This window comes from Burkholderia gladioli, assembly GCF_000959725.1.
Taxonomy (GTDB): Bacteria; Pseudomonadota; Gammaproteobacteria; order Burkholderiales; family Burkholderiaceae; genus Burkholderia; species Burkholderia gladioli.
The window spans coordinates 1,712,201-1,738,140 of the sequence record NZ_CP009322.1 but is presented as its reverse complement, the minus strand read 5'-3'; the positions used below and the strand labels follow the sequence as shown (position 1 = coordinate 1,738,140).

Here is a 25,940-nt window from a genome sequence, read left to right as displayed (position 1 = left end):
AAGTTGATTAGACCACTATTCCCGGCTCGCCATCGCCCGATGCGAGGGCTTTTCGCGCGGCGCGGCGAGCTTGCTCATTTCTGGCGATTACGACGCGTGAGCCGGGAAACCAGGACAGGACGAGCCGCATGGCCCCAGCAGATCGACAAGACACGGATTCCGGCAAGCATGCATCGCTTAGCGATCCGAAAGTTTCTGTAATGGAAGCGCGACGCGCGGCGCGCTGGCTGGCGACGGCTGCCGTGGCCGTCGCACTGAGCGCCTGCGCGGTGGGGCCGGACTACCGGAAGCCGACCATGGACCTGCCGCTCGCCTTCAAGGAAGGGGCCAACTGGCAGCGCGCCGAGGCGAACCCGCAAGCCTCGCTGTCGAGCAGTTGGTGGCTCGATTATCACGACGCCACGCTGACCGACCTGATCGAGCGCTCGCAGCGGGCCAACCAGTCGATCGCGCAGGCCGAGGCGGCCTACCGGCTCGCGCTGGCGACGGTGACGGCCGACCGCGCCAGCCTGTTCCCGACGGTGGGCGCGAACCTCTCGGGCACCCGCTCGGGCAGCGGGACGAACGCGGCATCGAGCGGCAGTTCGCAGGCGGGCGTGAGCAACCTGGCTTCCACTTCGCTGACGGCGAGCTGGGAGCTCGATCTATGGGGCAGCGTGCGCCGCCAGATCGAGTCGAGCAAGGCCAGCGCGCAGGCCAGCGACGCGCAACTGGCGGGCGAGCGCCTGTCGATCGCGGCCAGCCTGGCCATCGATTATCTGGAGCTGCGCCAGGCCGACATGGATATCGACCTGCTGACCCAGCAGCGCCGCATCGACGAACGGATCCTCGAGATGACGCGCCGCGGTTTCGCGCTCGGCACCTCGTCCAACGACGACGTGCTCAACGCGCAGGATACGCTTGAGCTGGTGATCGCCTCGCTGCAGTCGACGCGGATCACGCGCGAACAGGACGAGCACGCGATCGCGGTGCTGGTCGGCGTGGCGCCCGGCGGCTTCTCGATCGAGCCCAGGTCCGACTATGCGTTCGCGCTGCCGGCGGTGCCGCTGGCCCTGCCGTCGCAACTGCTGGAACGACGCTACGACGTCGTCAGCGCGGAGCGCACCGCGGCGGCGGCCAACGCCAAGATAGGTGTGGCCGAGGCGGCCTTTTTCCCGACGCTCACGCTCTCGGCCGAGGGCGGCTTCCAGCACAACACGCTGGCCAACCTGTTCACGGTGCCGAGCCGCTTCTGGACCCTGGGCCCCACGCTGGCCGCGACGATCTTCGACGGCGGCGCGCGCACGGCCGCCGTGCGCGAGGCGCGCGCGACCTATGACGAGGATGTCGCCAGCTATCGCCAGACGGTGCTGGGCGCGTTCCAGAACGTCGAGGACAGCCTGTCCTCGCTGAACCACCTGCAGGACCAGGCCCGTTCGTATGCGGGCATCTACCGCCGCAACCAGCAGTTGTTCGACAGCGCCAGCGCGCAGCAGCGCATCGGCACGGCCAGCGAGCAGGACCTGCTGACCCAGCAGCTCACGCTGATCCAGGCGCGGCAGAACCTGGAGGACACGCGTGCCTTGCTGTCGCAAAGCAGCGTCAGTCTGATCCGCAACCTCGGCGGCGGCTGGCAATGGGACGACGCGCACGAAACGCAGCTGGGTTCGTCGGCGCAGGCCAGGCCGGCGAACACCGCATCGACCGGCGTCGACTGATCGGCCGCACGGATCGCGGGGCCGCCCGATCCGCTCGCGAGCCCGACTCCCGCGCTTTCTCCATCCGGCGGCGACGGCTTCACCGCGCCGCGCGGGTTTTCCATTTCACGAATTCGGTGTGGTGTGACATGAATCGATCTTTCCTGGGTGCATCGCTGCTGTCCACGGGTTTGCTGGCGCTGGCCGGATGCGGCAAGAGCGGGCCGCCGCCCGCGCCGCCGCCGGTGGTGACCACCGTCACGGCGCAGCCGCGGGACGTGCCCTTGACGCGCGACCTGGTGGGCCGCCTGTCGGCCTATTACAGCGCGAACGTGACGGCCCGCGTGTCGGGCGTGCTGCTCAAGCGCAGCTATGCCGAGGGCAGCGAGGTGAAGGCCGGGCAGACGCTGTTCGAGATCGACCCGAGCTACTACAAGACCGTGCTCGACAACAGCCTCGCCACGCTGGCCGAGGACCAGGCGACCTACGTCAACGATCGCATCACGGCCGAGCGCGACCATCAGTTGCTGCCGGTCGGATCGGTGTCGCAACAGACCGTCGACAACGCCGATGCGGCCGAGCGCAGCGCGGCCGCCAAGGTGCAGGCCGACCGGGCCTCGGTGGAAAGCGCCCGCGTGAACCTGGGCTACACCAAGGTCACCTCGCCGATCACCGGCATCGCGGGCGAGCAGCAGGTGACCGCCGGCACCGTGGTGGGCAGCGGCGTGTCCGACGCCGGCGCGAGCGGCACGCTGCTGGCCACCGTGCAGCAGATCGATCCGCTCTACGTCAACTTCACCCTCAGCGCGGCCGACCTGGTGACGCTGCGCCAGGCGCAGGGCGCGGGCCATGTCGCGCTCGCGGGACAGGCCGACACCGCCGTCAGCGTCACGCTGCCGAACGGCAGCACCTACGAGCAGGCGGGCGCGCTCGACTTCTCCGATGCCCAGGTGAACGCGACCACCGGCGCGGTCAACCTGCGCGCACGCATCCCGAACCCGCAGCACCAGTTGCTGCCCGGCATGTTCGTCACCCTGAAGGCCGACTTCGGCCGGCGCAACGGCGTGTTCCTGATCCCGCAGCAGGCGATCCAGCGCGACGTGGTGGGTGCCTATGCGATGGTGGTGGCCGGCGGCAAGGCGCAGCGCCGCAACGTGGAGGCGAGCGCCAGCTATGGCAACGACTGGATCGTCACCAGCGGGCTGGCCGCCGGCGACGAGGTGATCGTCACCGGGCTGCAGGGCGCGCGCGAGGGCGTGACCGTCAAGGCCGGCCCCTGGCAGGCGCCGGCCGCGGCCCAGGGCGCCGCATCCGCGCCGCACGCCGGCCAGGCATCCTGAGGAGAACGATCCATGCCGCGCTTCTTTATCGATCGTCCCGTGTTCGCCTGGGTGATCCCGATCCTGATCTGCCTGATCGGCACCATCTCGCTGCTGAAGATGGGTATCGACTCCTATCCCGACATCGCGCCGCCACAGGTGACGGTGACCGCCACCTATCCCGGCGCGAACGCCGCCACGCTCGAATCCACCGTCACCCAGGTGATCGAGCAGCAGCTCACCGGCATCGACAACCTGCTGTATTTCAGCTCGGCGTCGAACGGCAACGGCCAGGCCACCATCACGCTGAGCTTCGCCACCGGCACCAATGCCGACATCGCCGAGGTGCAGGTGCAGAACAAGGTCGCGCTCGCCGAGCCGCTGCTGCCCACCGAGGTGACGCAGCAGGGCCTGCAGGTCGCCAAGGCGAGCCCGGACATCCTGATGTTCCTGAGCCTGCAATCGAGCAACCCCGACATCGACGCGGCCCGCCTGAGCGACGTGATCGCCTCGCAGATCCAGCCGGTGATCGCGCGTATCAACGGGGTGGGCAATACCTTCATGCTCGGCGCCGAGTACGCGATGCGCATCTGGCTCGACCCGGACAAGCTGCAGGCCTATGGGCTGTCGACCACCCAGGTGCAGAACGCGGTCAGCGCGCAGAACGCGCAGTTCGCGACCGGTTCGGTGGGCGCCGACCCGGCCGTCAAGGGGCAGACGTTCACGGCGACGGTGTCGGGCGACACGCTGTTCTCCTCGCTGCAGCAGTTCCGCGACATCATCCTGCTGTCGAAGAACGACGGCACGGTGGTGCGCCTGGGCGACGTGGCGCGCATCACCTTCGGCGCGCAGAGCTACGGCACCTCGGCCATCTACCAGGGCAAGCCGGCGGGCGGCCTGGGCATCTACCTGCTGCCCGGCGCCAACGCGCTGGCGGTGGCCAAGGCGGTCAAGGCCGAGATGGCGGTGCTCGCCAAGGACCTGCCCAACGGCGTCACCTGGGACGTGCCCTACGACACCACGCCCTTCATCACGGCCTCGATCCTCGACGTGGTCAAGACCCTGGTGGAAGCGATCGTGCTGGTGTTCTTCGTGATGCTGATCTTCCTGCAGAACATCCGCGCCACCATCATCCCGACCCTGGTGATCCCGGTGGCGCTGCTGGGCACCTTCATCGGCCTGTCGGCCCTGCACTTCTCGATCAACCAGCTGACCCTGTTCGGCATGGTGCTGGCGATCGGCATCGTGGTGGACGACGCGATCGTGGTGATCGAGAACGTCGAGCGCATCATGCGCGAGGAGGGGCTGGACCCACGCGCGGCCACCCGCAAGGCGATGGGGCAGATCACCGGCGCCATCATCGCGATCACCGTGGTGCTGGCCGCGGTGTTCGTGCCCTCGGCCCTGCAACCGGGCGCCACCGGCATCATCTACGCGCAGTTCGCGCTGACCATCGCCGTGTCGATGGCCTTCTCGGCCTTTCTCGCGATGTCGTTCACGCCCTCGCTGTGCGCCACCATCCTGAAGCATGACCGGCACGGCGAGCCGAACCTCGTGTTCCGCCGCTTCGAGTCGGGCTTCAACCGGCTCAGCGAGACCTACATCGGCCAGGTGGCGCGCGCGGTGCGCCATGTGCCGCGCTGGATGGTGGCCTTCGTGACCGTCAGCGTGCTGGCCGGCTTCCTCTACACGCGGCTGCCGACCTCGTTCGTGCCCGACGAGGACCAGGGTTTCGTGCTCGCGCTGGTCAACCTGCCGCCCGGCTCGACGCTGCAGAACACCGACCGGGTCATGAAGGAGGTGCGCGAGCGGCTGAAGCACAGCGCGATCGGCAAGGATATCGACGACGTGTTCGGCATCGAGGGCTTCAGCTTCGTCGGCAGCAGCGAGAACGTCGGCATGGCCTTCATCAAGCTCACCGACTGGGGCCAGCGCTCGGAGACGGCCATGCAACTGATCCCGAAGGCGAACGGGATCCTGCACGGCATCAACGACGCGCAGATCTTCGTGGTGAACCTGCCGACCATCCGCGGCCTGAGCCAGTTCGGCGGCGTCGACATGTACCTGCAGGCGCGCGCCGGACAATCCCGCGCGCAGCTCGGGCAGGCCGAGGGCATGCTGCTCGGCGCGGCCGCGAAGAGCGCGGTGCTGTACGGCATCCGGCCGAACTCGCTGCCCGAGGCGCCGCAGCTCAAGCTCTCGGTGGATCGCGTGCAGGCCGAATCGATGGGGCTGTCGCTGTCCGACGTCTACAACACCATCCAGATGGAGCTGGCGCCGTTCTACGTGAACCAGTTCACCTACGCGGGCCGCGTCAAGCGCGTCTACCTGGAGGCGGATGCGCCGTTCCGCATGAGCCTCGATGCGCTGGGCCACTTCTACACGCCGACCAATGCGAGCGCCTCCACCACGAGCGGCGGCACCGCCTCGGCCTCGGCCTCGAGTTCGGGCACGGTCAGCACCTCCACCGCGCCGGTCGATCCGTCTTCCAGCAACGCGGCGATCAGCCCGTACAACATGGTGCCGCTGTCGAGCGTGATCCACTCGGTCTGGAGCGTCGGCCCGCAGGCGCTGCCGCGCTACAACGGCTATTCCGCGGTCGAGATCGTCGGCAACGCCGCATCGGGCTATTCGACCGGCCAGGCCATGCAGGCGCTGCAGCAGATCGTGGACAAATCCCTGCCGCCGGGATTCGCGGCCGACTGGACCGGGCAGTCGTACCAGGAGATCATCGCCGGCGATTCGGCCACGCAGTTGATGCTGCTGTCGGTGGTGGTGGTGTTCCTGTGCCTGGCGGCGCTCTACGAGAGTTGGTCGGTGCCGGTCTCGGTGCTGCTGGTGGTGCCGCTCGGCCTGCTGGGGATGCTCTCGTTCTGCCTGCTGACGAATACGCCGAACGACATCTACTTCAAGATCGGCATGGTCACGGTGATCGGGCTGGCCGCGAAGAACGCGATCCTGATCGTGGAGTTCGCGATCGAGGGGCAGGCCGAGGGCCTGACGCTGTACGACGCGGTGCTGCGCGCGGCGAAACTGCGGCTGCGGCCGATCCTGATGACTTCGATGGCCTTCATCCTCGGCGTGCTGCCTCTGGTGCTGTCCAGCGGGGCGGGCTCGACCTCGCGGCACGAGATCGGCATCGGCGTGATCGGCGGGATGCTGTTCGCCACGGCGCTGGGCGTGCTGCTGATCCCGGTGTTCTACGTGGCGGTGCGCCGGATGCTGGGCGACAAGCTCGACGAGGTGACCCACAAGCTGCGCCGGCCGGACCCGGCGGATGGGGCCGAGGCTCGTTCCTGAGCGGGCCGAGCGAGGTATCTCCAGGCCTTGCGATGCATTCCGACGTGATTCGTTTCATCGTCGACGGGATGCATCGCATCGACCGGATTTCGAATTGAGACCACGGAATTGATTCGGTTGATTTAATCATTACTTGGTGAATGGTTTATAAAAATCCAATAAGAATTGGATGGTGAATTCGAGCTTTCCGACGTGGCCGCCGTCGATGCGTTGCGGGTCGTGTCGGCTGGATCTTGCGCAATGGTGTAACTACTTAACATGCAAATCGCTTGCCGGGCGGTGCGTCTGTAGTTTGTGAAGCGACTACATACAGACGAACTTCGGGCCCGGCGAGAAATCCGGAAAACCTGATATTCCTGCCAGCTTCCTGATTGCGGATAATCTTCAATAATGCAACGCCGCCATCGAAATCGATGGATGAGCGAATAAGAATGCAAGAAGATTCGTGATACCCATCCTCTCCCATTGATCAGGAATACAAGAAATGAATATCAAAATGAAGAGAAAGAGTCTGGCATTCCCGGCCCTGGTGCTGAACGCGGCGGCGGCCCTGCTGCTGTCGACGGCGGCCCCGCACGCGGCGATGGCCGCCGCGGCCTGGGCGCCGGATACCTTCTACGCCGCCGGCACCATCGTGACCTACAACGGCAGCGACTACCAGGCGCTCGTCAACCAGACGGACTACACCGGCACCGGCTGGAACCCGACCGTGGCCTCGCTGTGGACGCCGGTCTCGGGCTCCGGCACCGGCCCGGGCAACGGGGGCGGCACGGATCCCGGCAACGGCAACGGCGGCGGCAGCGGGCTGGGAACGGGCTCGCCCACCGGCACGGCGGCCGGCTTCATCTACGGCCCGTACAAGGACACCTCGATCTCGCTGAACTGGAACACCAACACCATCTCCACCAACGTGACCGGCTCGCTCAAGCCGATCGCCTCGGCGCTGCCGACGGGCACCCACACGCTCACGCTGGCTTTCGCCAACGGTGAATGCGGCAGCGAGAACTGGGGCGGCGTGGCCGGCAATACGCTGGCTTCCGTCAACGTGCCGCTGCTGTCGGCCGCCAACGTCAACTACATCCTGTCGACCGGCGGCGCGGCGGGCGTCTTCACCTGCGGCACCGACGCGGGCATGACGACGTTCATCAACCGCTATGCGTCCAAGAACCTGGTCGGCATCGATTTCGATATCGAAGGGGGCCAGTCGCAGGCCGTGATCAACAGCCTGGTGCAGCGTGCCGCCAACGCCCAGCAGCAGTTCCCGAATCTGCGCTTCAGCTTCACGCTGCAGACCGTGGCCCCGGCACCGAACGGCGCCACCCAGGCCACGTCCTGGGGCGCCAGCGCGCCGGACAGCTTCAACGTGCTCGGCGACTGGGTGATGCAGGCGATCAAGAGCTCGAACCTGAAGAACTACACCATCGACCTGATGACGATGGATTACGGCTCGGCCCTGCCGGGCAATTGCGTGCTGGTGGGCGGCGCTTGCCAGATGGGGCAGTCGGCCATCCAGGCGGCCATGAACCTGCATGATCACTGGGGCGTGCCGTACAGCCAGATCGAGATCACGCCGATGATCGGCGGCAACGATTCGGCCGGCGAGAGCTTCACGCTCTCCGATGCCGACGCGGTGTCGGCCTTCGTGATCAAGAACGGCCTGGCCGGCCTGCATTTCTGGTCCTTCGACCGCGATGCCGATTGCGCGCCGGGTACCGCCTCGCCGACCTGCAACACCATCGGCGGCGTCGGCACGCTCGGCTACAGCCTGCGCTTCGCCAAGGATCTCGGGCAGTAACGCGGTGATCCCGATGCCGGGGCCGATGGAGGCCCCGGCGTGACGCCGGCGGCCCTCGCATCGCGGGCCGCCGTTTCCTCATCGTTGAAACGGCATCGCGGCCGGACGCGAGGTGGCCGCGTCATGAGGTGAGATCATGAAAACCAGGCTGATTCCCGTCGCCTCGGCCGTGATGGCCTGGGCGGCACTCGGCACGACCACGGCGATCGCGGCGACGCCGGGCGATTCGCCCGGCGCACCGGCCGCCGCCGTGGCGCAGCCCGCGAATTCGCTCAATGTCGCCGATTACGGCGCGATCGGCGACGGCAGGAGCGACTGCACGCAGGCCATGCAGAACGCCTTCAACACGGCGGCCTCGCAGCACCGCACGGCCTATATTCCGGCCGGCACCTACCTGCACAGCGCGGTCCTCACGCTCGGCGGCGTGACGGTGACGGGCGCCGGCGCCCAGACCATCCTGGTGGCGAGCAATCCGGACCAGGAGGCGCTTCAGCTCACCGGCAGCGCGACGCTCTCCAATCTCGTGACTTCCACGCGCGCGCCCAACCGCAGTTCGCAGCCGCTGGCCGCGGCGATCGACGTGACCGGCGCGAACAACCGGGTCGAGCACGTCACCACGCTCGGCGCGGCCTCGAACGGCATCCGCCTGGACGGCGCGAGCGGCGCGCAGATCGTCAGGAACCTGGTGGAAGGCAGCAATGCCGACGGCATCGCGCTGATGAACGGCTCGCTGAACGACACGGTCGACAGCAACGAGGTCTACCAGGCCGGCGACGATTCCTACTCGGACGACTCCTACACCTTCGACAGCCGGCAGGATTCCGGCAATCTGTTCACTCATGACTACGCGCTGGCGAATGCCTATGGGCGGGGTTTCGCGCTGATGGGCGCGACCGGCGACACGATCCGGAACTCGGTGACGGACGGCTCGCAATGGATGGGCATCGTGGCCGGCACCGATTCGAACAGCCGTACCATGAACGGTTCGAACGACACGATCGCCGACAACCTGATCCTCAATGCCAAGGGCGACGCCGTCGCGGTGATGAGTGCCGGCGGCGGGCTGAGCCAGGGCGGCGCCGGAATGCGGATCTCGGGCAACGTCACGAGCGGCTCGGCGGCGTCGGTGCTCGGGTTCACGCCGGCCACCAACCTGGTCGACCGCAGCACGATCAGCAATTACCAGCCCGGCACCGGCGACGGTTCGCACAACGGCGGCGGCTGAGCGCGGCGCGTCGTGCCGTGGCCCGGCTTCAGTCGCCGGTCCGCCGCGGCACCGCGCCGAACACCGTGCCGCGCGAGAGCGCGACGAGGATCTCGCGGGCGTAGTCGACCGAGGGCAGGGCGCGGCCGAAGTAAGCATCGAGCCCATGGGGATTGCGGCACCACAGGCCTTCGTCGCCGATATGGACGAAGGTGTGTGCGCATGCATCGATGCTGCGCCCGGCGGCCAGGATGCGGACGAACTCGTGTGGATCGATGGGCTGGCTGGCGTTCAAGCGTTCGTCCCTTGCGGTTCGCTTCGGCGGATGGCCGGTACCCGCGCGAGGCGCGGCGGGAGTGGAAGAAAAATGTTGCGCGCGTCGCGGTCCTTGCGGGCGTGAATGGGCGCAACGAGACCGCCTGATTCCGAGGATGGAAGCGTCAGAGCACACAGGCGGGACGCGAGCGAGAGGATCTCGCGTCGAAACCGGGGACGGTGGCGTGACAGGTGGCCTTCGCGCCTCGACATGCCGGCCGGGCCGGGGATGGCGCGGGCAGGGAGCGATGAAGACGGTTCGGCCACGGGCGTTTCTCACACGTCGAAAGGGGGCATGCCGGCGCGGTCCTGCCGATGCCGACCGGGGCGCGACGCGAAGCGCCGGCGAGGCACCGCCGACCGCATCGCAATGGCTTGCAAGCGGAGGATTCTAGGCGCCCCGGATGCGGAGGTTCAACCCGCTTGAACCTCCGGCGAGGAAATGCTAGGCGCGATTATTGACGATTCAGGTGCGAGGCATCGAGCGCGCCCCAGGTGCCGGAATCGTCGCTGGGCCCCTCGCTCGACAGGTGCCCGGGCTCCCAGCCCGGCAGGCCCGCCGCCAGGCATTCCTGGCGCGTGGCCACGCTGGCGGTGTGATGCACGTCCACGCGCCGCATCACGTAGGCCGCGGAGCCGCCGCGCGGCTGGAAATAATGGCGGGCCGCCTCGGGATCCTTGAAGATCTGCGCGCGGTCGATGCCCGACGGGTTCAGTTGCGACCAGAATTGCGCGCCGTATTCCTCGCGCAGGAAGATGCCGTAGGTCTCGCTATAGACGATGTAGGCCACCTTGCGCTCGCCGATCGCCATCAGCAGGTTGTGCTTCTCGGCTTCGCGCACGGCCTCGCCGATCCGCGAGACCGAGAATTTCGCGCGGATCGCGGGCAGCAGCCGGTCGCGCAGCACCGTGTTGCCGATCTCGAGCGTGTCGGCGATCAGCTCGAGCGGGAATTGCCGCGACAGGCCGCTGAGCACGCGCAGCTCCTGCGAGCTCAGCCCCAGTTCGATGATCTTGTCCGATCGCGCGCGGCTTTCATACCACTCGAAGATCTCGCGCGAGAGCGTGCGGAACAGGGCGACGTTCCCGCGCAGCGGTGCCTCGCCCTCCTGCGAGGGCAGCGTGTCGTTGGCCACGTAGAGCACGCCGAAGCGTCGCGAGCGCGGTTCGTGGGCCGGCGCGGCCAGCCAGCTCTTCATGCCGTTCTCGCGCGCGAACTCGGCCATTTCGCGCCAACTGCCGCCGAGGTTCTCGATCAGGCCGACATCGGAGGAAAAGCACACGCGCTGGGTTTTCCGCGCGTGGATCAGGAAGGGATCGGTCGAATACCAGCGGCGATGCACGTAGGTCTGCATGGCCTTTCCGAAAGCCGGCGAGAGGATGATGATTCGATACGCGCGGATTTCGCCTTCGTCGTCGGTGTCGACCAGGAAGTAGAACGCGGTGCTTGCCTTCAGCGCCTGGATGATGCGCCAGGCCTGCCTGGCGAGCCGGGCCTCGTCGGGCAGGTAGGCGATCTCGCCGATCGCCGACAGCGCGTCCGGCACGCTCGGGGCGGCTGCCGCGTCGGCCTGCTCCGACATGTCGAGCGCGATGTCGGCGATGCGCGGCCCCACCACGTGCTCGATGGCGGCGGCATGCGGATCGGCGCGCAGGAAGTCGAGCAAGGGCGCACCGCCGGCGCAGATCGCCTGGGTTACGCGGAATTCGCTGCCACCCGCGCCCGACATCAGCATGTCCCGTTCGACGAGGGTCCCGCCGTCCTGTTCGCGTAAGCGATAGGTAAAGGAATCGGCGCCGATCCTGAACGTGTTTTCAGCCATCTCTGCCTCGGAACCGCTTCATTTCAATTCGTAATCCGCGCGTGATTGCCGGCTTGCCGCGCGGGGCGATGCGCATGGTAACGCGATTGCGGCGCGCGAATCGGCCGGCAATGAAGGGGCTGGCGAGGGAGATGGGTTTCGAACAGGGAGAGGCGCGGGAGGGACGATGCGGCTGGACTGATCCAGGGCGCGCGGCGGCGGGCGCCGCCGGCGAATCAGCGTGCTTCGCTTTCCCGCCCGAGGCTGGTGAAGCTGGTATAGGCGCGCACGATGTCCTGCGGCTGCGTATCGTGGTCGGCGCTGAGGAACAGGCCGCGATAACCGCAGTAGATCTGCTTGCGCAGACGGCGCGCCAGTTCGACGATCGCCACCGCCACCTCGTGCAGGCCGACGGAAGCCGCCGCGGTGGTGATCACGTTGCCGTGCCGGTCGTGGGACAGCACCGCGAGGCTCAATTCGGCGGCGACGGGTTCGCCCGAATCATGCCGGCTCCATCCCATCACGGGCGTGCAGCCGCCGCCCGGGCGACGAGACGGGAGCGGGGCGAGCTTGCCTGCCTCGGAATGCATGTTCTCCACGTGAGTCGGTCAATTCGTGATGGAAGGGGTGACGATGAAGGCAGATCGTAATGGCTTGCCTGAACGCACGACGCGTCCTTCGCTGGGAGCATAGACGCTCGACCCGGTTTCGGGAGCTGTCATTAAATGCAGGGTGGATGCTTATTTTTCGCCGGGCGCGAAACAACTTCGGCTCGTCGTCCATGCCTTCCCGATGCGCTTCGGACGGGGGCGGGATTCACCCGTGCATGGCATGCCGGCGTCACGCCCGGGAGCCAAAATGATACGCGGCCACGGACCCGCACGAGCATGAAAGATCTTGAAGAATCGTCAAGGCGACCGGCTTGCCTTGTTTCGGTTTTTCCGAAGTGTAGCGACAATAATCTCTGATTTTTCCGATGCCCGAATTCGCCGACACTGGTGCCTCACTCACGAGGCGGCATCCACCGCAAAGGAATCGGCAGCATGAGAAGCTATCCCCGCAACAGCCCCCAGGCGGCAGCCCGCATCGTGGCGCTGGTGCTGATAGCGGACGGTCATATCGATCGTCGCGAGGAACAGGTGATCGAGACGCTGGGCATTGCCCGCAAGCTCGGGCTCGGCACGGCCGAATTCGAGCGCATCGTGCAGGCCTTGTGCGAGGACCAGGCGCTCGGCCAGGCTTCGTCCGGCACCCTCTCGGCCGTTCTCGACCCGGCCTCGCTCAAGCCGCTGCTCGCTGAGATCGACGATCCCAAGCTGCGCAAGCGGACCATCGAGCAGTGCCTGGCGGTGGCCTCGGCCGATCGACACCTGGCGGATGCCGAGATCGTGGTGCTGGCGGCGATCCTCGACGCCTGGACGCCGCGCCCGCATTGAAGCAGACTGGGCCGCGCCCGTCGATGACGCGCCGGGCTCAGGCCGGGCGCGAGGCCTCGGCGACCCGGGCCCGGCGCGCGCGCCATTCCGTGAGCTGCCAGACCGCCAGTCCCGGCAGGTAGAACAGCAGGTCGCGCAGGCGTCGCGCGCCGGCCAGCGCGAGGCACAGGGCGGGATCGAGGCCGAACAGGCCGCCGATCACCACGAAGCCGCCTTCCTGGATGCCGATCCCGGCCGGCACCAGGAAGGCCATGCTGCTGAGGAACTGGATCAGCGCCTCGATCGCCATCGCGTCGACGAAGCCGGCCTGGGCGCCGAGCGCATGCAGGGCGAGCCAGATCTCCAGCGAAAACCCCATGAATTGCAGGGTCTGCCAGATCAGCAGGTAGCGCAGCACCATGCCGGTATTGCGCCACAGCAGCATCACGGCGAGATCGATGCGCGCGGCCGAGGCGCCGATGCGCTCGACGAAGCCGCCGCTGGTGACGCGATTGAGCATGCCCGCCAGGCGCCGGAAGGGCCGCGCGTGCTGCACGGCCGCGAACAGGGCCAGCACCGGCACCGCGAGGGCCAGCCCGGCGAGGATCTGCCGGAACGTGTCGCCGCTGCCCGCGCCGTTGCCGTGCAGCAGCCAGGCGCAGGCGAGCAGGGCGAATACCACCTGGCTGATCAGGGTGAGTTGCATGTCCACCACCAGGCTGGCGATGGCGGCGCTCGGGCCGATCCGCAGCCCGCGCAGCAGCCGGAACGACACCACCTCGCCGCCGATTCGCGCCACCGGCAGCAGCCCGTTGATCGATTCGCGGATCAGCACCAGTTTCAGCATGGTGACGAGCGGCGGGCGGCGCGTGGGACGCAGCAGCAGGCGCCAGTCGGCGGCGTTGGCGAGCATCGGCAGGCCATGCGCGGCCGCGGCGATCAGCAGGCCGCCGCCGGCCTCGCGCAACAAGGCCAGGATCGCCTCGGGCCGGTCGCGGCAGATCAGCCAGACGGCGATGGCGAGCCCCAGGGCCGCGGCAACGGCGCCGATCGATTTCATCTCAGCTTGGCCTCGCGGCGTCGATCCGAGCCGGCGCGGCGACCTGGCGGCAAGCGCAACGCGCGCTCACTCGTCCAAGCGCGGCGTGAGGCGGCCGCCCGGATCGACGCGAAAGCGCCGGCCGCGCCAGACCACGTCGCTCAGGCCGAAGCTCGCGACGTAGATCAGGAATTGCATCAGGTCGTAGAGCGGCAGGCAGGCCCAGTCGCTGAAGGGCTGGCCGAACACGCGATCGACGCGCCACTTGAGCATCCAGCGCGCGAGCAGGGCCGCGCCGGCCAGCAGCCAGGCGTGCTCGCTGCCGCCCGAGGCGAGCACGGCGAGCAGCGCGAAGGGCAGTGGATGCATCAGCGCGGCGCCGAGATGACCGAGCGGATCGGCGGCGCGGATGGTGCGGCTCCAGCGCGATTCGTGCGTGAAGTAGATGCGCGAGCTCGCCTCGACGCAGGCGTGTTCGACCAGCAGCGGCGGGATCGCGACCAGCGCGCCGGTGGCGCGTACCGCCTCGCCGATCGCGTGGTCCTCGGCGAGATGATGGACGTAGTGGCCGAGGCCGCCGATCCGGTTCAAGGTGGCGCGATCGATCGCGATGGTCTGGCCGAAGCAGGGCCGCGCGAGCCCGGTGGCCAGCCCGATCACCACGCCGGGAAAGAAGGCGTAGTTGGTCGAGGCGGCCGAGGCGCGCGGCCAGAAGCCGGGCGCGCTCACGCCGCGATAGGCGCTGGTGACGAGCCCGACGCCGGGCAACTGCAGCGTGCCGACCACGATGCCCAGGTAGTCGCGTCCGACCCGCACGTCGCTGTCGGCGAAGCAGAGCAGGTCGTGGCGAGCCTGCTCCAGCATGTTGACCAGGTTGGAGATCTTGCGGTTGGGGCCGTACAGGCGCGCGTCGACGACGGTGGCGATATCGGCCGACGGATAGCGCACGCGCAGTTCGGCGATGGCATGCAGCGCCGGATCCTCGGCATCCTGCACGCCGAACACGTATTGGATCGGGCCGGGATAATCCTGTTCGAGGAAGCTGGCGAGATGCTCGACGAGCCGCCATTCGTCGCCGTGCAGCGGCTTCATCAGCGTGACGGGCGGGAAGGCGACCGGAGCCGCGCGCGGCCGTGCCAGGAAGCGGCCGACCAGCGAGGCGGACAGCAGCGTGTAGGCGACGCCGAAGGCGGCGCAGGCCGAGACCAGATCGACCACGATCCGCTGCACCTCGGTGGCCGGCACCCGGTGCGCGGCGATCAAGGCGGTCATCGTGACCAGTGCGATCAGCGCGACCGGCATCGCGTGGGAAATCCGCCGCAGCGCGGCGGCGCGCAGGGTGTTGAGCGATTCGCGCTCCAGCATGGCGGCTCAGGCCTCGTGCGCGCGCAGGAAGCGGAAGAACTCCACGCCTTCGCGCAGGCGCCGCTTCATCATCTCCCAACTGCCCAGCATCTCGCGCACGATCTCCCAGATCTTCGCGGGCCGGAAGTAGAAGGCCCGATAGAAGTGTTCGAGTTCGTGATAGATGTCTTCCTTCGACAGGTGCGGATAACCGATCGCGGCGAGCTGCACGCCTGCCTTGCTGACCAGGTTGATGGTCTTGTTCTCCTCCAGCCAGCCGTTCTCGATCGCCTGCTCGTAGAGCCGCGTGCCGGGATAAGGCGCTGCCAGCGAGACCTGGATCGTGTGCGGATTGATTTCCTTCGCGTATTCGATGGTTTTGCGAATGGTGTCCCTGGTCTCGCCGGGCAGGCCCAGGATGAAGGTGCCGTGGATCTTGATGCCGAGCTTCCTGCAGTCCTCGTTGAAGCGGCGCGCGATATCGGTGCGCAAGCCCTTCTTGATGTTCAGCAGGATCTGGTCGTCGCCCGATTCGTAGCCCACCAGCAGCAGGCGCAGCCCGTTCTCCTTCATGATCTTCAGCGTCGCGTACGGCACGTTCGCCTTGGCATTGCAGGACCAGGTCACGCCCAGCTTGCCGAGCCCGCGCGCGATCTCCTCGACGCGCGGCTTGAAGTCGGTGAAGGTGTCGTCGTCGAACATGATCTCCTTGACTTCCGGCATGTTGTCGCGAATCCACTTCACCTCGGCCAGCACGTTCTCGACCGAGCGCACGCGGTAGCGATGGCCGCCCACCGTCTGCGGCCACAGGCAGAAGGTGCACTTCGAGCGGCAGCCGCGGCCGGTATAGATCGACACATAGGGGTAGTTCAGATAGCCGATGAAGTAGTTGTCGATCTTCAGGTCGCGCTGGTACACCGGCGCCACGAACGGCAGCGCGTCCATGTCCTCGATCATCGGGCGCGCGCCATTGTGCTCGATCGCGCCGTCGGCGGCGCGGTAGCTCAGGCCGAGGATGTCGGCGAAGGGCTTGCGTTCGGCCACGTCGCGGCAGGTGTAGTCGAATTCCTCGCGGCAGACGAAGTCGATCGCGTTGGAGGCCACCAGCGAGTTGTGCGGATCGACGGCCACCTTGGCGCCGACCATGCCGATCAGCACCGAGGGATTGCGCTGCTTGAGGTCCTGCGCGAAGGCCGCGTCGGTCGGGAACGAGGGCGTGCTGGTGTGGATGATCACCAGCTCGTAGTCGGCGGCGATCTCCAGCGTTTGCGCCACCGACAAATCGTCGGCGGGCGCGTCGAGCACGCGGCTGCCGGGCACCAGGGCGGCGGGCTGGGCCAGCCAGGTGGGATACCAGAACGAGCGGATCTCGCGCTTGGCCTGGTAGCGCGAGCCGGCGCCGCCATCGAAGCCGTCATAGGACGGCGCCTGCAGGAACAACGTCTTCAGGACAGGCACCTCGGTTTGCGCGCGGGATACGGCGAGCGGGGCGTGGCTGGCTACGGTCGGGGCTGGGGACATGGCTGGCGTTCGCTGTCGTGGGTGGCGCGATATCGAAGCATCGCGTGGATACCGCGTTTCGTTCGCGATCCTACGAAGGCGAACCTGAAGACAAGCTTAAGGTCGCTTGATGACAGCTGTTCCAGCCAGAATCCTTGTCGCCGGGTTACGAAGCGCGAGTCGACGTCGGATCGATGTAATGAAATATTCACGCATTCGAAATGCGGATGCGTTTCGGCCGTGCTCGATACCGGATCCGCGAAGGCTGCCCGGCTGGAACGCTCGGGCAGCCGCTCGCATCAGGGCGCGTCGAGGAAGTCGATCACGGCGTGGTTCAGCGGTGCCGCGCATTCCTCCGGCAGCCAGTGGCCGCAATCGGGCAGCACGCGGCCGCTGACTTGCGTCGCGTAGCGGCGCAACTGGTCGGCCTCGAACTGGCCGAGCCCGCCATGGCCGCCGCCGCCGATCGCCAGCATCGGCATCGTCAGCTTGCTGCGCGACAGCTCCGCGTTGTCCCGCACGTCCTGGTTCAGCTCGCGGTAATAGCCGAAGGCGGCGTGCAGGCTGTGCGGCTTGCTGTAGGAGCGCGCGTAGCGGTCTAGCAGGGCCGGCGTGAACACCGCCTGGTTGCTGGCGTGCTTCTTGATGAAATGCTCGAGGAAGAAGCGCTGCTTGCCGGCGATCAGGGTTTCGGCCAGGTCCTCATCGGCGGCGAAGAAGCTGAAATGCCAGACCAGCGATTCCCCTTGCGGCGTGAAGGCCGGGAACGAATAGATTGATTCGTCCGGAATCGGCGCCTCCATGTAGACCGCGCGGCGGATGTCCTCGGGATGCCGGACCAGCATCGGGTAGGTGTTCCAGATGCCGATGTCGTGCGCGACCAGATCGAAGGGGCGCTGGCCGCTGAACCGCAGCGCCAGTTGGTGCAACAGCGGCGCGACCTCGGTGGCGCGATACGAGCCGGGTTCGGCGGATTGCCCCAGCCCCGGCAGGTCGGGAGCGACCACCGTGTGATTGCGGGCGAGTTCCGGCATCAGCTGGTGCCATTCGTACCAGGTCTGGCCGAAGCCATGCACCAGGTAGACGAGCGGGCCGCTGCCGCCCTTCACGTAGTGCAGGCGAACGCCGTCGATGGTCTCGTAGCCGCTGGTGAAGCCGGGCGGCAAGGGGAACTCATCGGCCGCGAACGAGGGGCCGGCGAGTAGCAGTGACAGGGTGAAGCCAATGCCTTGCAACAGGCGTCGAAACATGATGAAGACTCCTTATGAAAAAAGTGAAGTGGATCGAATGACTCAGTGACCTTTGATATGGCGTGGGCCGGGGCGGAAACCATGGGCGCTGCCGCACCAGGCCGTGACGAAACCGATCGCGAGCAGCAGCACCAGCGCGGGCGCGAACGAGGCCGCGCCCCAGGCATCGAGCAGCACGCCGCCGAGCAGGCCGCCGCCGGCGATCGCGCCGTTCCAGGCCACCACGTTCATCGACAACGCGACGTCCGCGCCGTCGCCGGCGTTATCGGCCAGCGCGGTTTGCAGCAGGGTCGCGGCACCGCCGAAGCTCAGCCCCCAGGCGGCCGCGCCGCCATAGAGGACGGCCGGCAGCGTCGCGAACCCGGCGAACAGCAGCGCGACCAGCGCGAAGCCGGCCAGGCTGGCCAGCACCGCGGCGCGCAGGTGCCGGTCGACCAGCCGGCTGGTGACGGCGATGCCGGCCAGCGCGGCCAGCCCGAACACCAGCAGCACCAGGTCGACATGGCGGGCCTGGCCGGCCAGGGCCGCGAACGGCGCGACATAGGTGTAGAGCAGGTTGTGCGCGAGCATCCAGGCGATCACCACGCCGAGCACGCGGCGCACGCCCGGCGTGACGAGGACCTTGCGCAAGGGCATGCGTTGATGCCCGGCCTGCCCGGGGTAGTCGGGCACCTTGGCGAGCACCCAGGCGATCAGTACCAGGCTCAGCACCGACATGATCGCGAACGCGCTGCGCCAGCCGATCGCGCCGCCCAGCCAGGTGCCGAGCGGCACGCCCAGCGACAGCGCGATCGGCGTGCCGACCATCGCCACGGCCATCGCTTGGCCTTGCTGGCGCACCGGCACCATGCGACGCGCGTAGCCGGCCAGCAGGCTCCAGGCGAGGCCGGCCGAGGCGCCGGCCAGCAGGCGTGCGAGCAGGGTCAGCGCGTAGTTGTCGGACAGCGCGGTGAGCGAGTTGAACACCAGGAAGCCGGCCAGCGTGAGCAGCAGCACCTTGCGGCGGCGCCAGCGCTGCGTGGCGATGGTCAGCGGAATGGCGGCCAGCAGCGAGCCGGCCGCGTAGGCCGTCACCGTCTGCCCGGCCAGCGAGGTGGAAATGTCCAGGCCGGCCGCCATCTGCGGCAGCAGGCCCGCCGGCAAGGTCTCGGTCATGATGCAGACGAAGCCGGTCATCGCCAGCGCCAGCAGGGCGGCCAGCGGCAGGCGAGCGGAGCCGGCTTGCGTGGTGGTGGAACTCAGGGTGGTCACGGTCTTGGTTTCCGGTCGTTGATGATAAATACATACCATTCGATACAAAAATGGACGAACGTCGACCACGACACATTGGCGGCTGCGGTGATGCAAGTCTTATTTATGTATCGATCGGTAAACTAAAGGGGATACCCCGCCTTGTCAAGTATATATGTATCGATTAGTATAAATATCTCGCAAAGTATCTATTCATCGATCGGGAGAAACAATGGAAATCGGCATACTCGGCCTTGGCGCCATGGGACGCGCGATGGCGCGCAATCTGGTTGCGGCCGGCCATCACGTGAAGATCTGGAACCGCTCGGGCGGGGCGGTCGACGGGGCGAGCGCGGTGGACGCGCCCACGCAGGCACTGCAGGCGGACCTGGCCATCACCATGCTGGCCGACGATGCCGCGATTCGCGAGGTGCTGCTCGACCAGGGCGTGCTGTCCACGGCACGCGCCGGTCTGGTGCACGTGGTGGCCTCCACCATCTCGGTATCGTTGTCGCGCGAACTGGTCGGCCATCACCGCGCGGCGGGCATCGATTACGTGGCCGCGCCGGTGCTGGGGCGGCCCGACGTGGCCGCGGCCGGCGAACTGAATATCCTCGCCGCCGGCGCGCCCGCCGCGCTGGACAAGGCCAGGGCAGCGCTCGAGGTGCTCGGCAAGCGCATCTGGGACATGGGCGAGGCGCCGCCCACCGCCCACGCGGCCAAGATCGCCTGCAACATGATGATCACCATGGCGATCGAGGCGATGGCCGAGGCCGTGGTGCTGACCGAGGGCAACGGCCTGGAGCGCGAACGCTTCTTCGAGCTGATCCTGGGCACGCTGTTCGGCAGCCGCTCCTACCAGGTCTATTCGGGCAACATCCTGCGCGAGCAGTACGAGCCCGGATTCAAGGCCCGGCTGGGCCTGAAGGACCTGCGCCTGGCCGGCGCGGAAGCCGAGGCGCTGGACCGGCAGTTGCCGATGCTCGATGCGGTCAGGCAGCAGATGAGCCGTGCCGTGGAGGCCGGCGGCGGCGAGCGCGACTGGTCGATCATGGCCGACTACACGATCCGCGCGACAGACCGGGGCTAGCCATCGGCCCGTGCGGCGCGGAAGGCACGAAGGGGCACCAGGAGGGCGTCGAGGGGCACGGCGAACACGGGCCGACGCGCCGGCGAGAGCGGACGTATGATGTCGCCTTCGTTTGCGCCGTACCCAACAAAGCACCGATATCGACACCCTCGGAGGAGACCCCGTGATTTCCCGTATTTCCCGCTTTTTCACCCAGATCGTGCACAAGGTCCTGCCGGATCCGCTGATTTTCGCGATCTTCCTCACGGTCGTCACCTTCGTGCTGGCGTTCTCGCTCACGCCGAAGGCGCCGGCCGAACTCGTGCTGCTGTGGGGCAGCGGGTTCTGGAACCTGCTCGCCTTCACCATGCAGATGGCGCTGATCCTGGTGACGGGCCATGCGCTGGCCAGCTCCGGGCCGGTCAAGCGCCTGCTGGTGGCGCTGGCCAGCTCGCCGAAGACGCCGGCCGGCGGCGTGATGCTGGTCGCCCTGGTGGCCGGCATCGCCTGCGCGATCAACTGGGGTTTCGGCCTGGTGCTCGGCGCGATGCTGGCGCGCGAGGTCGCGCGGCGCGTGCCCGGCTCCGACTACCGGCTGCTGGTGGCCTCGGCCTACATGGGTTTCCTGACCTGGCACGGTGGATTGTCCGGCTCGGTGCCGCTGGTGGCGGCCACCAAGGGCAACCCGATGGAGAAGCTGGTCGGCCTGATTCCGGTGTCGCAGACCATCTTCACCGGCTACAACGCCTTCATCACGATCGGCCTGATCGTGATGCTGCCGATCCTGGCGCGCCTGATGATGCCCAAGCCGCATGAAGTGGTGTCGATCGACCCGAAGCTGCTGGAGGAGGCGCCGAGCTTCGAGCGCGTGCTGGGGCCGAACGCGACCTGGGCCGAGCGCATGGAGGAGAGCCGCCTGCTGTCGCTGCTGGTCGCGCTGCTGTGCGTGGTGTTCCTGGTGATCCGCACTCGCGTCAAGGGCTTCGTGCTCGACATCGACACCGTCAACCTGGTGTTCCTCGCCGCGGGCCTGGTGCTGCATCGCACGCCGATGGCCTATGCACGCGCGATCGGCGCGGCCGCGCGCGGCGCCGGCTCGATCATGATCCAGTTCCCGTTCTATGCGGGCATCCAGGCGCTGATGGATCATTCGGGGCTGGCCGGCGTGATCACCAAGTGGTTCGTCGACGTCGCCAACGTGCACACCTTCCCGCTGCTGGCCTTCCTGAGCTCGGCGCTGATCAATTTCGCGGTGCCCTCGGGCGGCGGCCACTGGGTCGTGCAGGGGCCCTTCGTGATGCCGGCCGCGCAGGCGCTGGGCGCCGATCTCGGCAAGTCGGCGATGGCGATCGCCTACGGCGAGGCCTGGACCAACATGGCCCAGCCGTTCTGGGCGCTGCCCGCGCTGGCGATCGCCGGGCTCGGCGTGCGCGACATCATGGGTTACTGCGTGACGGCGCTGTTGTTCTCGGGCGTGGTGTTCGTCGCCGGCATGTATCTGTTCTGATCCCGGCGGGCGGGGCCGGCAGCCACGCTGGTGGCTCGCCGGCTCGCATCTGCGTCGCGCTCAAGCCTTGGCGGCGTCCCAGACGGTCAGGACCTGCGTGATCGCGGCCTCCATCGCCGCGTGGCGCACGCCGTCGCGCGCCAGGGTGCTCAGGCCGAGCAGGAAGCTGTCGAACACGGCCGACAGCGCGGCGGCCGGCACCTCGGCGCGCAACTCGCCGCTGTCGATGCCACGCTGCACGCAGGCGGCGAAGCCGTTGCGGGTGCGCGTGCGCGACTGCTTCAGCGAGGCGGTCACGCCGGCGTGTTCCTCGGACGGCGCGCTCATCACCCCCAGCGCCACCATGCAGCCCTTCGGATGGCCGCGCTCGCACTGCATCTTCGCCGAGCGGCGCAATGCCGTCTCGATCGCCTCGCGCGGCGGCAGCGCGCTATCCCACAGACATTCCGTCACCCGCGCATAGGTGCCCAGGTAGCGCTGCACGCATTCCTGGAACAGCGCTTCCTTCGAGCCGAAGGCCGCGTAGAAGCTCGGCGCGGAAATCCCCGTCGCGATGCCGGCCTTGAGCTGGCTCAGCGAGGTGGATTCGTAGCCGTTTTCCCAGAACAGATGCATTGCGTCCTCGATCGCCTGGTCGCGATCGAAGGTACGGGGACGCCCCATGCTTGCCATGTCGAACTCCGCAAAGACGATTCGATATAGATACTAAACGATATGGAAGTCGCTGGCGATGGCCCGATCGAGGTCGGCGGCCGGGTTGCGCACGCTTTTTGTCGATGTGGTACTGTGCGGTACCGTAACCTGCCTCGCACTGCCGGATGACGGGACGAAGCGTGTTCCAGCCGCGACCAGGCAGGCTATCGGTGTATTTGAAAGCGTATCGAAAGACATCTTCCTCAGGAGTCCTCTGATCAATGGCGAGGCGAGGGCGATGTCCGATTCTTGTCCCGCGGCGGGCATCGATATGCCGATGTATTTCGACCTTTTCACCATCGACAGGAGATGGAGCATGACCGATTTGAACGATCGCGCCCGGCGCGGCTTCCTGAAAACCGCCGCGGTGCTGGGCGGCACGTCCGCGCTGGGCGCGCTGTCCGGGCCGGCCGAGGCGCAGGGGGCGGCGCCGGGCATGACGCCAACGCCCGAGGTGGCACCGACCCGGCTCGACGAGGTGCCGCTCGCCTCGGGCGCCAAGCTGAGCGTCGAGCGCCGCGGGCAGGTCGTGCTGCTCGGCATCAATCGCCCGGCGAACCAGAACCGTGTCGATCCGGAAACTTTCGAGCTGTTGGCCGAGGCCTATTACCGCTACAACCACGATCCCTCGCTGCGGGCCGCGGTGCTGTTCGGGCATGGCGAGCAATTCTCGCGCGGCATCGATATCGACGGCTTCCGCGCGCTCGGCAACAAGACGCCGATCGCGCTGAGCGGCACCATCAACCCGCTCGCGACCACGCCCAGCCCGCGCCTGACCAAGCCGCTGGTGGCGGTCGCGCATGGCGACACCTGGGACATGGGCCACGAGTTGTTCCTGGTGGGCGACATCCGCGTCGCGGCGGCCGATACGCGCTTCGGCCAGGACGAGAACACCCATGGCCGCTTCCCCGGCGGCGGCTCGACCGTGCGTTTCGTGCGGGAAGCGGGCTGGGGCAATGCGATGCGCTACATCCTGACCGGCGATCACTGGAGCGCGGAGGAGGCATATCGGATGGGCACGGTGCAGGCGATCGCGCCCGATGCGAAGGCGGCGCTCGAACTGGCGGTGCAGATCGCCGGCCGGATCGCGGCCTGCGGGCCGCTGGGCATCCAGGCCTCGCTCGCCTCGGCGCACCTGGCGATCGACCCGGCCGAGAACGCCGCGCTGTTCAAGCTGACCGAGCAGTATCGCGGGCTGTTCCAGTCGCAGGACTTCGTGGAAGGGCGCCGCGCGGAACTCGAGGGGCGCCAGCCCGTGTTCCAGGGCAAGTGAGCGCCTGAACGACGCTCAGGCGCCGGCGCTGCGGCGCGCGCGCGGCGCCGGCTTGCCATGCAGGCGCATGAAGGCCGCGGCTGCCTGGCGTGCCTGCTCGGCCAGCGCCTCGGCCGAGGGCCGCGGCGCCACGCCGAGCAGCAGGTCGGTGCGCAGGTCGTTCCAGGCGAGCGCGAGGAACTCGGCCGCCAGCGCGGCTGCCTCGCCCTCGCCGAGCAGCGCGTCCTGTTGCGCTTGCGCGAGCCACGTCGTCAACGCCTGCTGCGAGGCCTTGCGGCCGATCCGGTCGAGCGTCCGGGCGATTTCCGGCGCGCGCGCCACCTCGGCGATCGCCAGGCGGTAGATGGTGATGATGATCGGATCGGTGACCTCGACCAGCAGCCGCGAGGCGAAGCTCGCGAGCACCTTTTCGAGCATCGCGGCGGAGGTGGCGCGCGGCAGCGCGGCGCCCAGGTTCATGCGCTGGCCGCGGCCCTCGATGCAGGCCAGCAGCATGTCCTGCTTGTTGCTGAAGTTGGCGTAGATGTCGCGTTTCGAGACCTTGGCCTGGGTGGCGATCGCGAGCGTGCTGGCGCTCTCGTAGCCCTTCTCGGCAAAGATCCGGAAGGCCGCCTCGATGATGCGCTGGCGGGGGGAGCGTTCGCTGCCTGCGTCCTCGGTATCGGGCGCGAGGTTCGCCTCCTGGTCGGCTGTCATGGCGGGTTCGGTGAGGGCGTCGCGATGTGGCCGCGATGCGTGTTCGAGGGATGCGGCGCCGGCGGGCCGGCGAGTAGCGCCCATTATAAGAGCGAGTCGGCAAGCGAATGTGCCGGCCGCTCGTCAATGCAACAGATCCGGCGCGAGGCGCCGGACAACCAGGAGCATGACCATGAATCATCCAACCGGGATCGACCTGCGCCGCGGTACACGCGTGCTGCTCACCGTCCTTGTCTTGTGGGGGCTGGCCGTGGCGGGCGCCGCGCTCACCGGTCTCTACAGCCTGCTGCCGTCGCTGTCGCTGGCGGCGCTGATCGCGCTGGGCATCGTCGTGCCGGTGGCGATCTATGCGATGTCGCGAGGGTTTCGTGCCTATATCGCGGCACTCGGCTTGAGGCCGCTCACCAGCTTCCATATCTGGCGGATCGGTGCCGCGCTGGTGTTCTTCTGGTACGGCGGGCACGACCTGCTGCCGGAAGCCTTCGTCCGCAACGCCGGATGGGGCGATTTCATCGCGGGCGTGCTGGCCTTGCTGGTCACCTTGCTGCCGGCCAGCCGCGGGCGCTACCTGATGTTCCACCTGTTCGGCTTCGCCGATTTCGTGGTGGCGGTGGGCACGGGGCTGACCTTCTTCCTGTTGCACGATCCGCGCATGGCCAATATCCAGACGCTGCCGATGGCGCTGATTCCGCTGTACGGCGTGGGCATTTCGGGGGCGAGCCACCTGATGGCCTTCGATCTGCTCAGGCGCGGCGCGCGGGGCGGGCGCTCTCGCGAGCGCGCCGCCATCGAGGCGTAGCGGCGGCAGCGCCGCGTGGGCGGGTTCAGCGTGCGCGCGTGCGCCGGGCCTTTTTCGCCGGCGCGCTGCGCGGCGCTTCCTTCGCCGTCGCCGCGGCCGGATCGGCCTGCATGTCCTCGAGCCAGGACAGCGCGTCGGCATAGGACAGGAACTGCCGCAGATACTCGGGCGAGAGCTCGCGCATCAGCAGCAGCGCGCGATGCACCAGGCTGCTCGAATTGAGCGGGCCGGCGTTTTTCGGCACGATGTCGAGCGATTGCTGGACCTGCTGATCGGCGCTCAGCCTCGACCAGATTTCACGGAAGTAGTCGAGCAACTCGGGCGGCGGGCCGCTGCGCGCGGTGCGTGTCTTGTCGAGCGCGAGCGTGGCGAACGGGCTCGGCGCAGCGGTACGCGGGGGCGGTGTCTGCCCGATGGCATCGGCCGCTTCCTGGACATGCGCCTGGCGTGCGTCGAACGCCGCCGCGAAGGCTTCGATCAATGCATCGAGACGCGCGTCGAGCACGCGCCCGACGGCGCCTTGATGAGCACTCGCGCGCCGCAGCAGCGCCTCGATGCGCGCGAAACCCGCCGGATCGAGGCGCTCGGCGCCTCGTTCGCGCCAATCGTCGAGCCGGGCGCGGGTGGGTGCATGCCGATCCTCGCGGGATGCGGGAACGGCCGGCGCCGCGGCGTCGCCGACCGGCTCGGGCAGCGGCTCGTGCATGGCGCTCA

22 protein-coding genes are annotated in these 25,940 nt (G+C 67.8%); 10 read left to right on the top strand and 12 right to left on the bottom strand.

Features of this window, described 5'->3' with window-relative positions; genetic code table 11:
* The first annotated feature begins 200 nt into the window (after nucleotides 1–200).
* The 5 genes from BM43_RS07895 (at nucleotide 201) to BM43_RS07875 (ending at nucleotide 9,315) form a co-directional block, all read left to right on the top strand.
* Nucleotides 201–1,697 carry an efflux transporter outer membrane subunit gene (locus tag BM43_RS07895; RefSeq protein ID WP_036055952.1) on the top strand — a complete coding sequence of 499 codons (1,497 nt, stop codon included), beginning with the start codon at nucleotides 201–203 and terminating at the stop codon, nucleotides 1,695–1,697.
* Between the two features lie 128 nt (nucleotides 1,698–1,825).
* Nucleotides 1,826–3,016 carry an efflux RND transporter periplasmic adaptor subunit gene (locus BM43_RS07890; RefSeq protein WP_036055953.1) on the top strand — a complete coding sequence of 397 codons (1,191 nt, stop codon included), beginning with the start codon at nucleotides 1,826–1,828 and terminating at the stop codon, nucleotides 3,014–3,016.
* Between the two features lie 12 nt (nucleotides 3,017–3,028).
* The gene (locus BM43_RS07885; RefSeq protein WP_036055955.1) at nucleotides 3,029–6,295 is read left to right on the top strand and encodes an efflux RND transporter permease subunit; all 3,267 of its coding nucleotides are present in this window, start codon (nucleotides 3,029–3,031) and stop codon (nucleotides 6,293–6,295) included.
* A 496-nt stretch (nucleotides 6,296–6,791) separates the two neighbouring features.
* Nucleotides 6,792–8,090 carry a carbohydrate-binding protein gene (locus tag BM43_RS07880; protein ID WP_230676423.1) on the top strand — a complete coding sequence of 433 codons (1,299 nt, stop codon included), beginning with the start codon at nucleotides 6,792–6,794 and terminating at the stop codon, nucleotides 8,088–8,090.
* A 136-nt stretch (nucleotides 8,091–8,226) separates the two neighbouring features.
* Complete coding sequence (locus BM43_RS07875) at nucleotides 8,227–9,315, top strand: glycosyl hydrolase family 28-related protein (RefSeq protein ID WP_052409260.1); 1,089 nt, start codon at nucleotides 8,227–8,229, stop codon at nucleotides 9,313–9,315.
* Between the two features lie 28 nt (nucleotides 9,316–9,343).
* Here the strand turns inward: BM43_RS07875 and BM43_RS07870 are convergent, their stop codons facing one another.
* The 3 genes from BM43_RS07870 to BM43_RS07860 all read right to left on the bottom strand — a co-directional run bounded on the left by BM43_RS07870 (nucleotide 9,344) and on the right by BM43_RS07860 (nucleotide 12,001).
* On the bottom strand, nucleotides 9,344–9,589 hold the full coding sequence (locus BM43_RS07870; RefSeq protein WP_036055958.1) for a hypothetical protein: 246 nt from the start codon (nucleotides 9,587–9,589) through the stop codon (nucleotides 9,344–9,346).
* 475 nt (nucleotides 9,590–10,064) lie between these two features.
* Nucleotides 10,065–11,432 carry an autoinducer binding domain-containing protein gene (locus BM43_RS07865; protein ID WP_036055959.1) on the bottom strand — a complete coding sequence of 456 codons (1,368 nt, stop codon included), beginning with the start codon at nucleotides 11,430–11,432 and terminating at the stop codon, nucleotides 10,065–10,067.
* Nucleotides 11,433–11,647: 215 nt separating this feature from the next.
* Entirely contained in the window at nucleotides 11,648–12,001 is a 354-nt protein-coding gene (locus tag BM43_RS07860) for a hypothetical protein (protein WP_036055961.1), read from the bottom strand.
* Nucleotides 12,002–12,454: 453 nt separating this feature from the next.
* Between BM43_RS07860 and BM43_RS07855 the strand changes: the two genes are divergently transcribed.
* Nucleotides 12,455–12,847 carry a tellurite resistance TerB family protein gene (locus BM43_RS07855; protein WP_036055963.1) on the top strand — a complete coding sequence of 131 codons (393 nt, stop codon included), beginning with the start codon at nucleotides 12,455–12,457 and terminating at the stop codon, nucleotides 12,845–12,847.
* A gap of 37 nt (nucleotides 12,848–12,884) precedes the next feature.
* Here BM43_RS07855 and BM43_RS07850 read toward each other — a convergent pair whose 3' ends face one another.
* From BM43_RS07850 to BM43_RS07830, 5 genes are all read right to left on the bottom strand, one after another.
* Entirely contained in the window at nucleotides 12,885–13,886 is a 1,002-nt protein-coding gene (locus BM43_RS07850) for a lysylphosphatidylglycerol synthase domain-containing protein (protein ID WP_036055965.1), read from the bottom strand.
* A 66-nt stretch (nucleotides 13,887–13,952) separates the two neighbouring features.
* Complete coding sequence (hpnI, locus tag BM43_RS07845; protein ID WP_042286161.1) at nucleotides 13,953–15,137, bottom strand: bacteriohopanetetrol glucosamine biosynthesis glycosyltransferase HpnI; 1,185 nt, start codon at nucleotides 15,135–15,137, stop codon at nucleotides 13,953–13,955.
* A 99-nt stretch (nucleotides 15,138–15,236) separates the two neighbouring features.
* Nucleotides 15,237–16,658, bottom strand: coding sequence for a hopanoid biosynthesis associated radical SAM protein HpnJ (gene hpnJ / locus BM43_RS07840; RefSeq protein WP_013690509.1), 1,422 nt, complete (start codon nucleotides 16,656–16,658; stop codon nucleotides 15,237–15,239).
* 350 nt (nucleotides 16,659–17,008) lie between these two features.
* Nucleotides 17,009–17,959, bottom strand: a complete 951-nt coding sequence (locus BM43_RS07835; RefSeq protein ID WP_088555544.1) for an alpha/beta fold hydrolase — start codon at nucleotides 17,957–17,959, stop codon at nucleotides 17,009–17,011.
* A 42-nt stretch (nucleotides 17,960–18,001) separates the two neighbouring features.
* Complete coding sequence (locus BM43_RS07830) at nucleotides 18,002–19,210, bottom strand: MFS transporter (RefSeq protein WP_036055968.1); 1,209 nt, start codon at nucleotides 19,208–19,210, stop codon at nucleotides 18,002–18,004.
* 211 nt (nucleotides 19,211–19,421) lie between these two features.
* Between BM43_RS07830 and BM43_RS07825 the strand changes: the two genes are divergently transcribed.
* Both BM43_RS07825 and BM43_RS07820 read left to right on the top strand, forming a co-directional pair.
* The gene (locus tag BM43_RS07825) at nucleotides 19,422–20,279 is read left to right on the top strand and encodes an NAD(P)-dependent oxidoreductase (protein WP_036055969.1); all 858 of its coding nucleotides are present in this window, start codon (nucleotides 19,422–19,424) and stop codon (nucleotides 20,277–20,279) included.
* Nucleotides 20,280–20,442: 163 nt separating this feature from the next.
* On the top strand, nucleotides 20,443–21,765 hold the full coding sequence (locus tag BM43_RS07820) for a TIGR00366 family protein (RefSeq protein ID WP_036055971.1): 1,323 nt from the start codon (nucleotides 20,443–20,445) through the stop codon (nucleotides 21,763–21,765).
* 60 nt (nucleotides 21,766–21,825) lie between these two features.
* Here the strand turns inward: BM43_RS07820 and BM43_RS07815 are convergent, their stop codons facing one another.
* Nucleotides 21,826–22,437, bottom strand: a complete 612-nt coding sequence (locus BM43_RS07815) for a TetR/AcrR family transcriptional regulator (protein WP_036055973.1) — start codon at nucleotides 22,435–22,437, stop codon at nucleotides 21,826–21,828.
* 33 nt (nucleotides 22,438–22,470) lie between these two features.
* A complete protein-coding gene (locus BM43_RS40240; RefSeq protein WP_144417636.1) occupies nucleotides 22,471–22,776 on the bottom strand; it encodes a hypothetical protein in 306 nt (101 codons plus the stop codon).
* Here BM43_RS40240 and BM43_RS07810 point away from each other — a divergent pair.
* The gene (locus tag BM43_RS07810; protein ID WP_080742140.1) at nucleotides 22,775–23,731 is read left to right on the top strand and encodes an enoyl-CoA hydratase-related protein; all 957 of its coding nucleotides are present in this window, start codon (nucleotides 22,775–22,777) and stop codon (nucleotides 23,729–23,731) included. The genes BM43_RS40240 and BM43_RS07810 overlap by 2 nt on opposite strands.
* Nucleotides 23,732–23,746: 15 nt before the next feature.
* Here BM43_RS07810 and BM43_RS07805 read toward each other — a convergent pair whose 3' ends face one another.
* Entirely contained in the window at nucleotides 23,747–24,427 is a 681-nt protein-coding gene (locus BM43_RS07805; protein ID WP_036055974.1) for a TetR/AcrR family transcriptional regulator, read from the bottom strand.
* Nucleotides 24,428–24,599: 172 nt separating this feature from the next.
* On the opposite strand from BM43_RS07805, the gene BM43_RS07800 reads away from it, so the two are divergent.
* Nucleotides 24,600–25,226 (top strand): hypothetical protein, encoded by a 627-nt coding sequence (locus tag BM43_RS07800; RefSeq protein ID WP_042285527.1) that lies wholly within the window; start codon nucleotides 24,600–24,602, stop codon nucleotides 25,224–25,226.
* A gap of 25 nt (nucleotides 25,227–25,251) precedes the next feature.
* On the opposite strand, the gene BM43_RS07795 is transcribed toward BM43_RS07800, so the two are convergent.
* Entirely contained in the window at nucleotides 25,252–25,932 is a 681-nt protein-coding gene (locus BM43_RS07795; protein ID WP_052409206.1) for a DUF2894 domain-containing protein, read from the bottom strand.
* Nucleotides 25,933–25,940 lie beyond the last annotated feature (8 nt).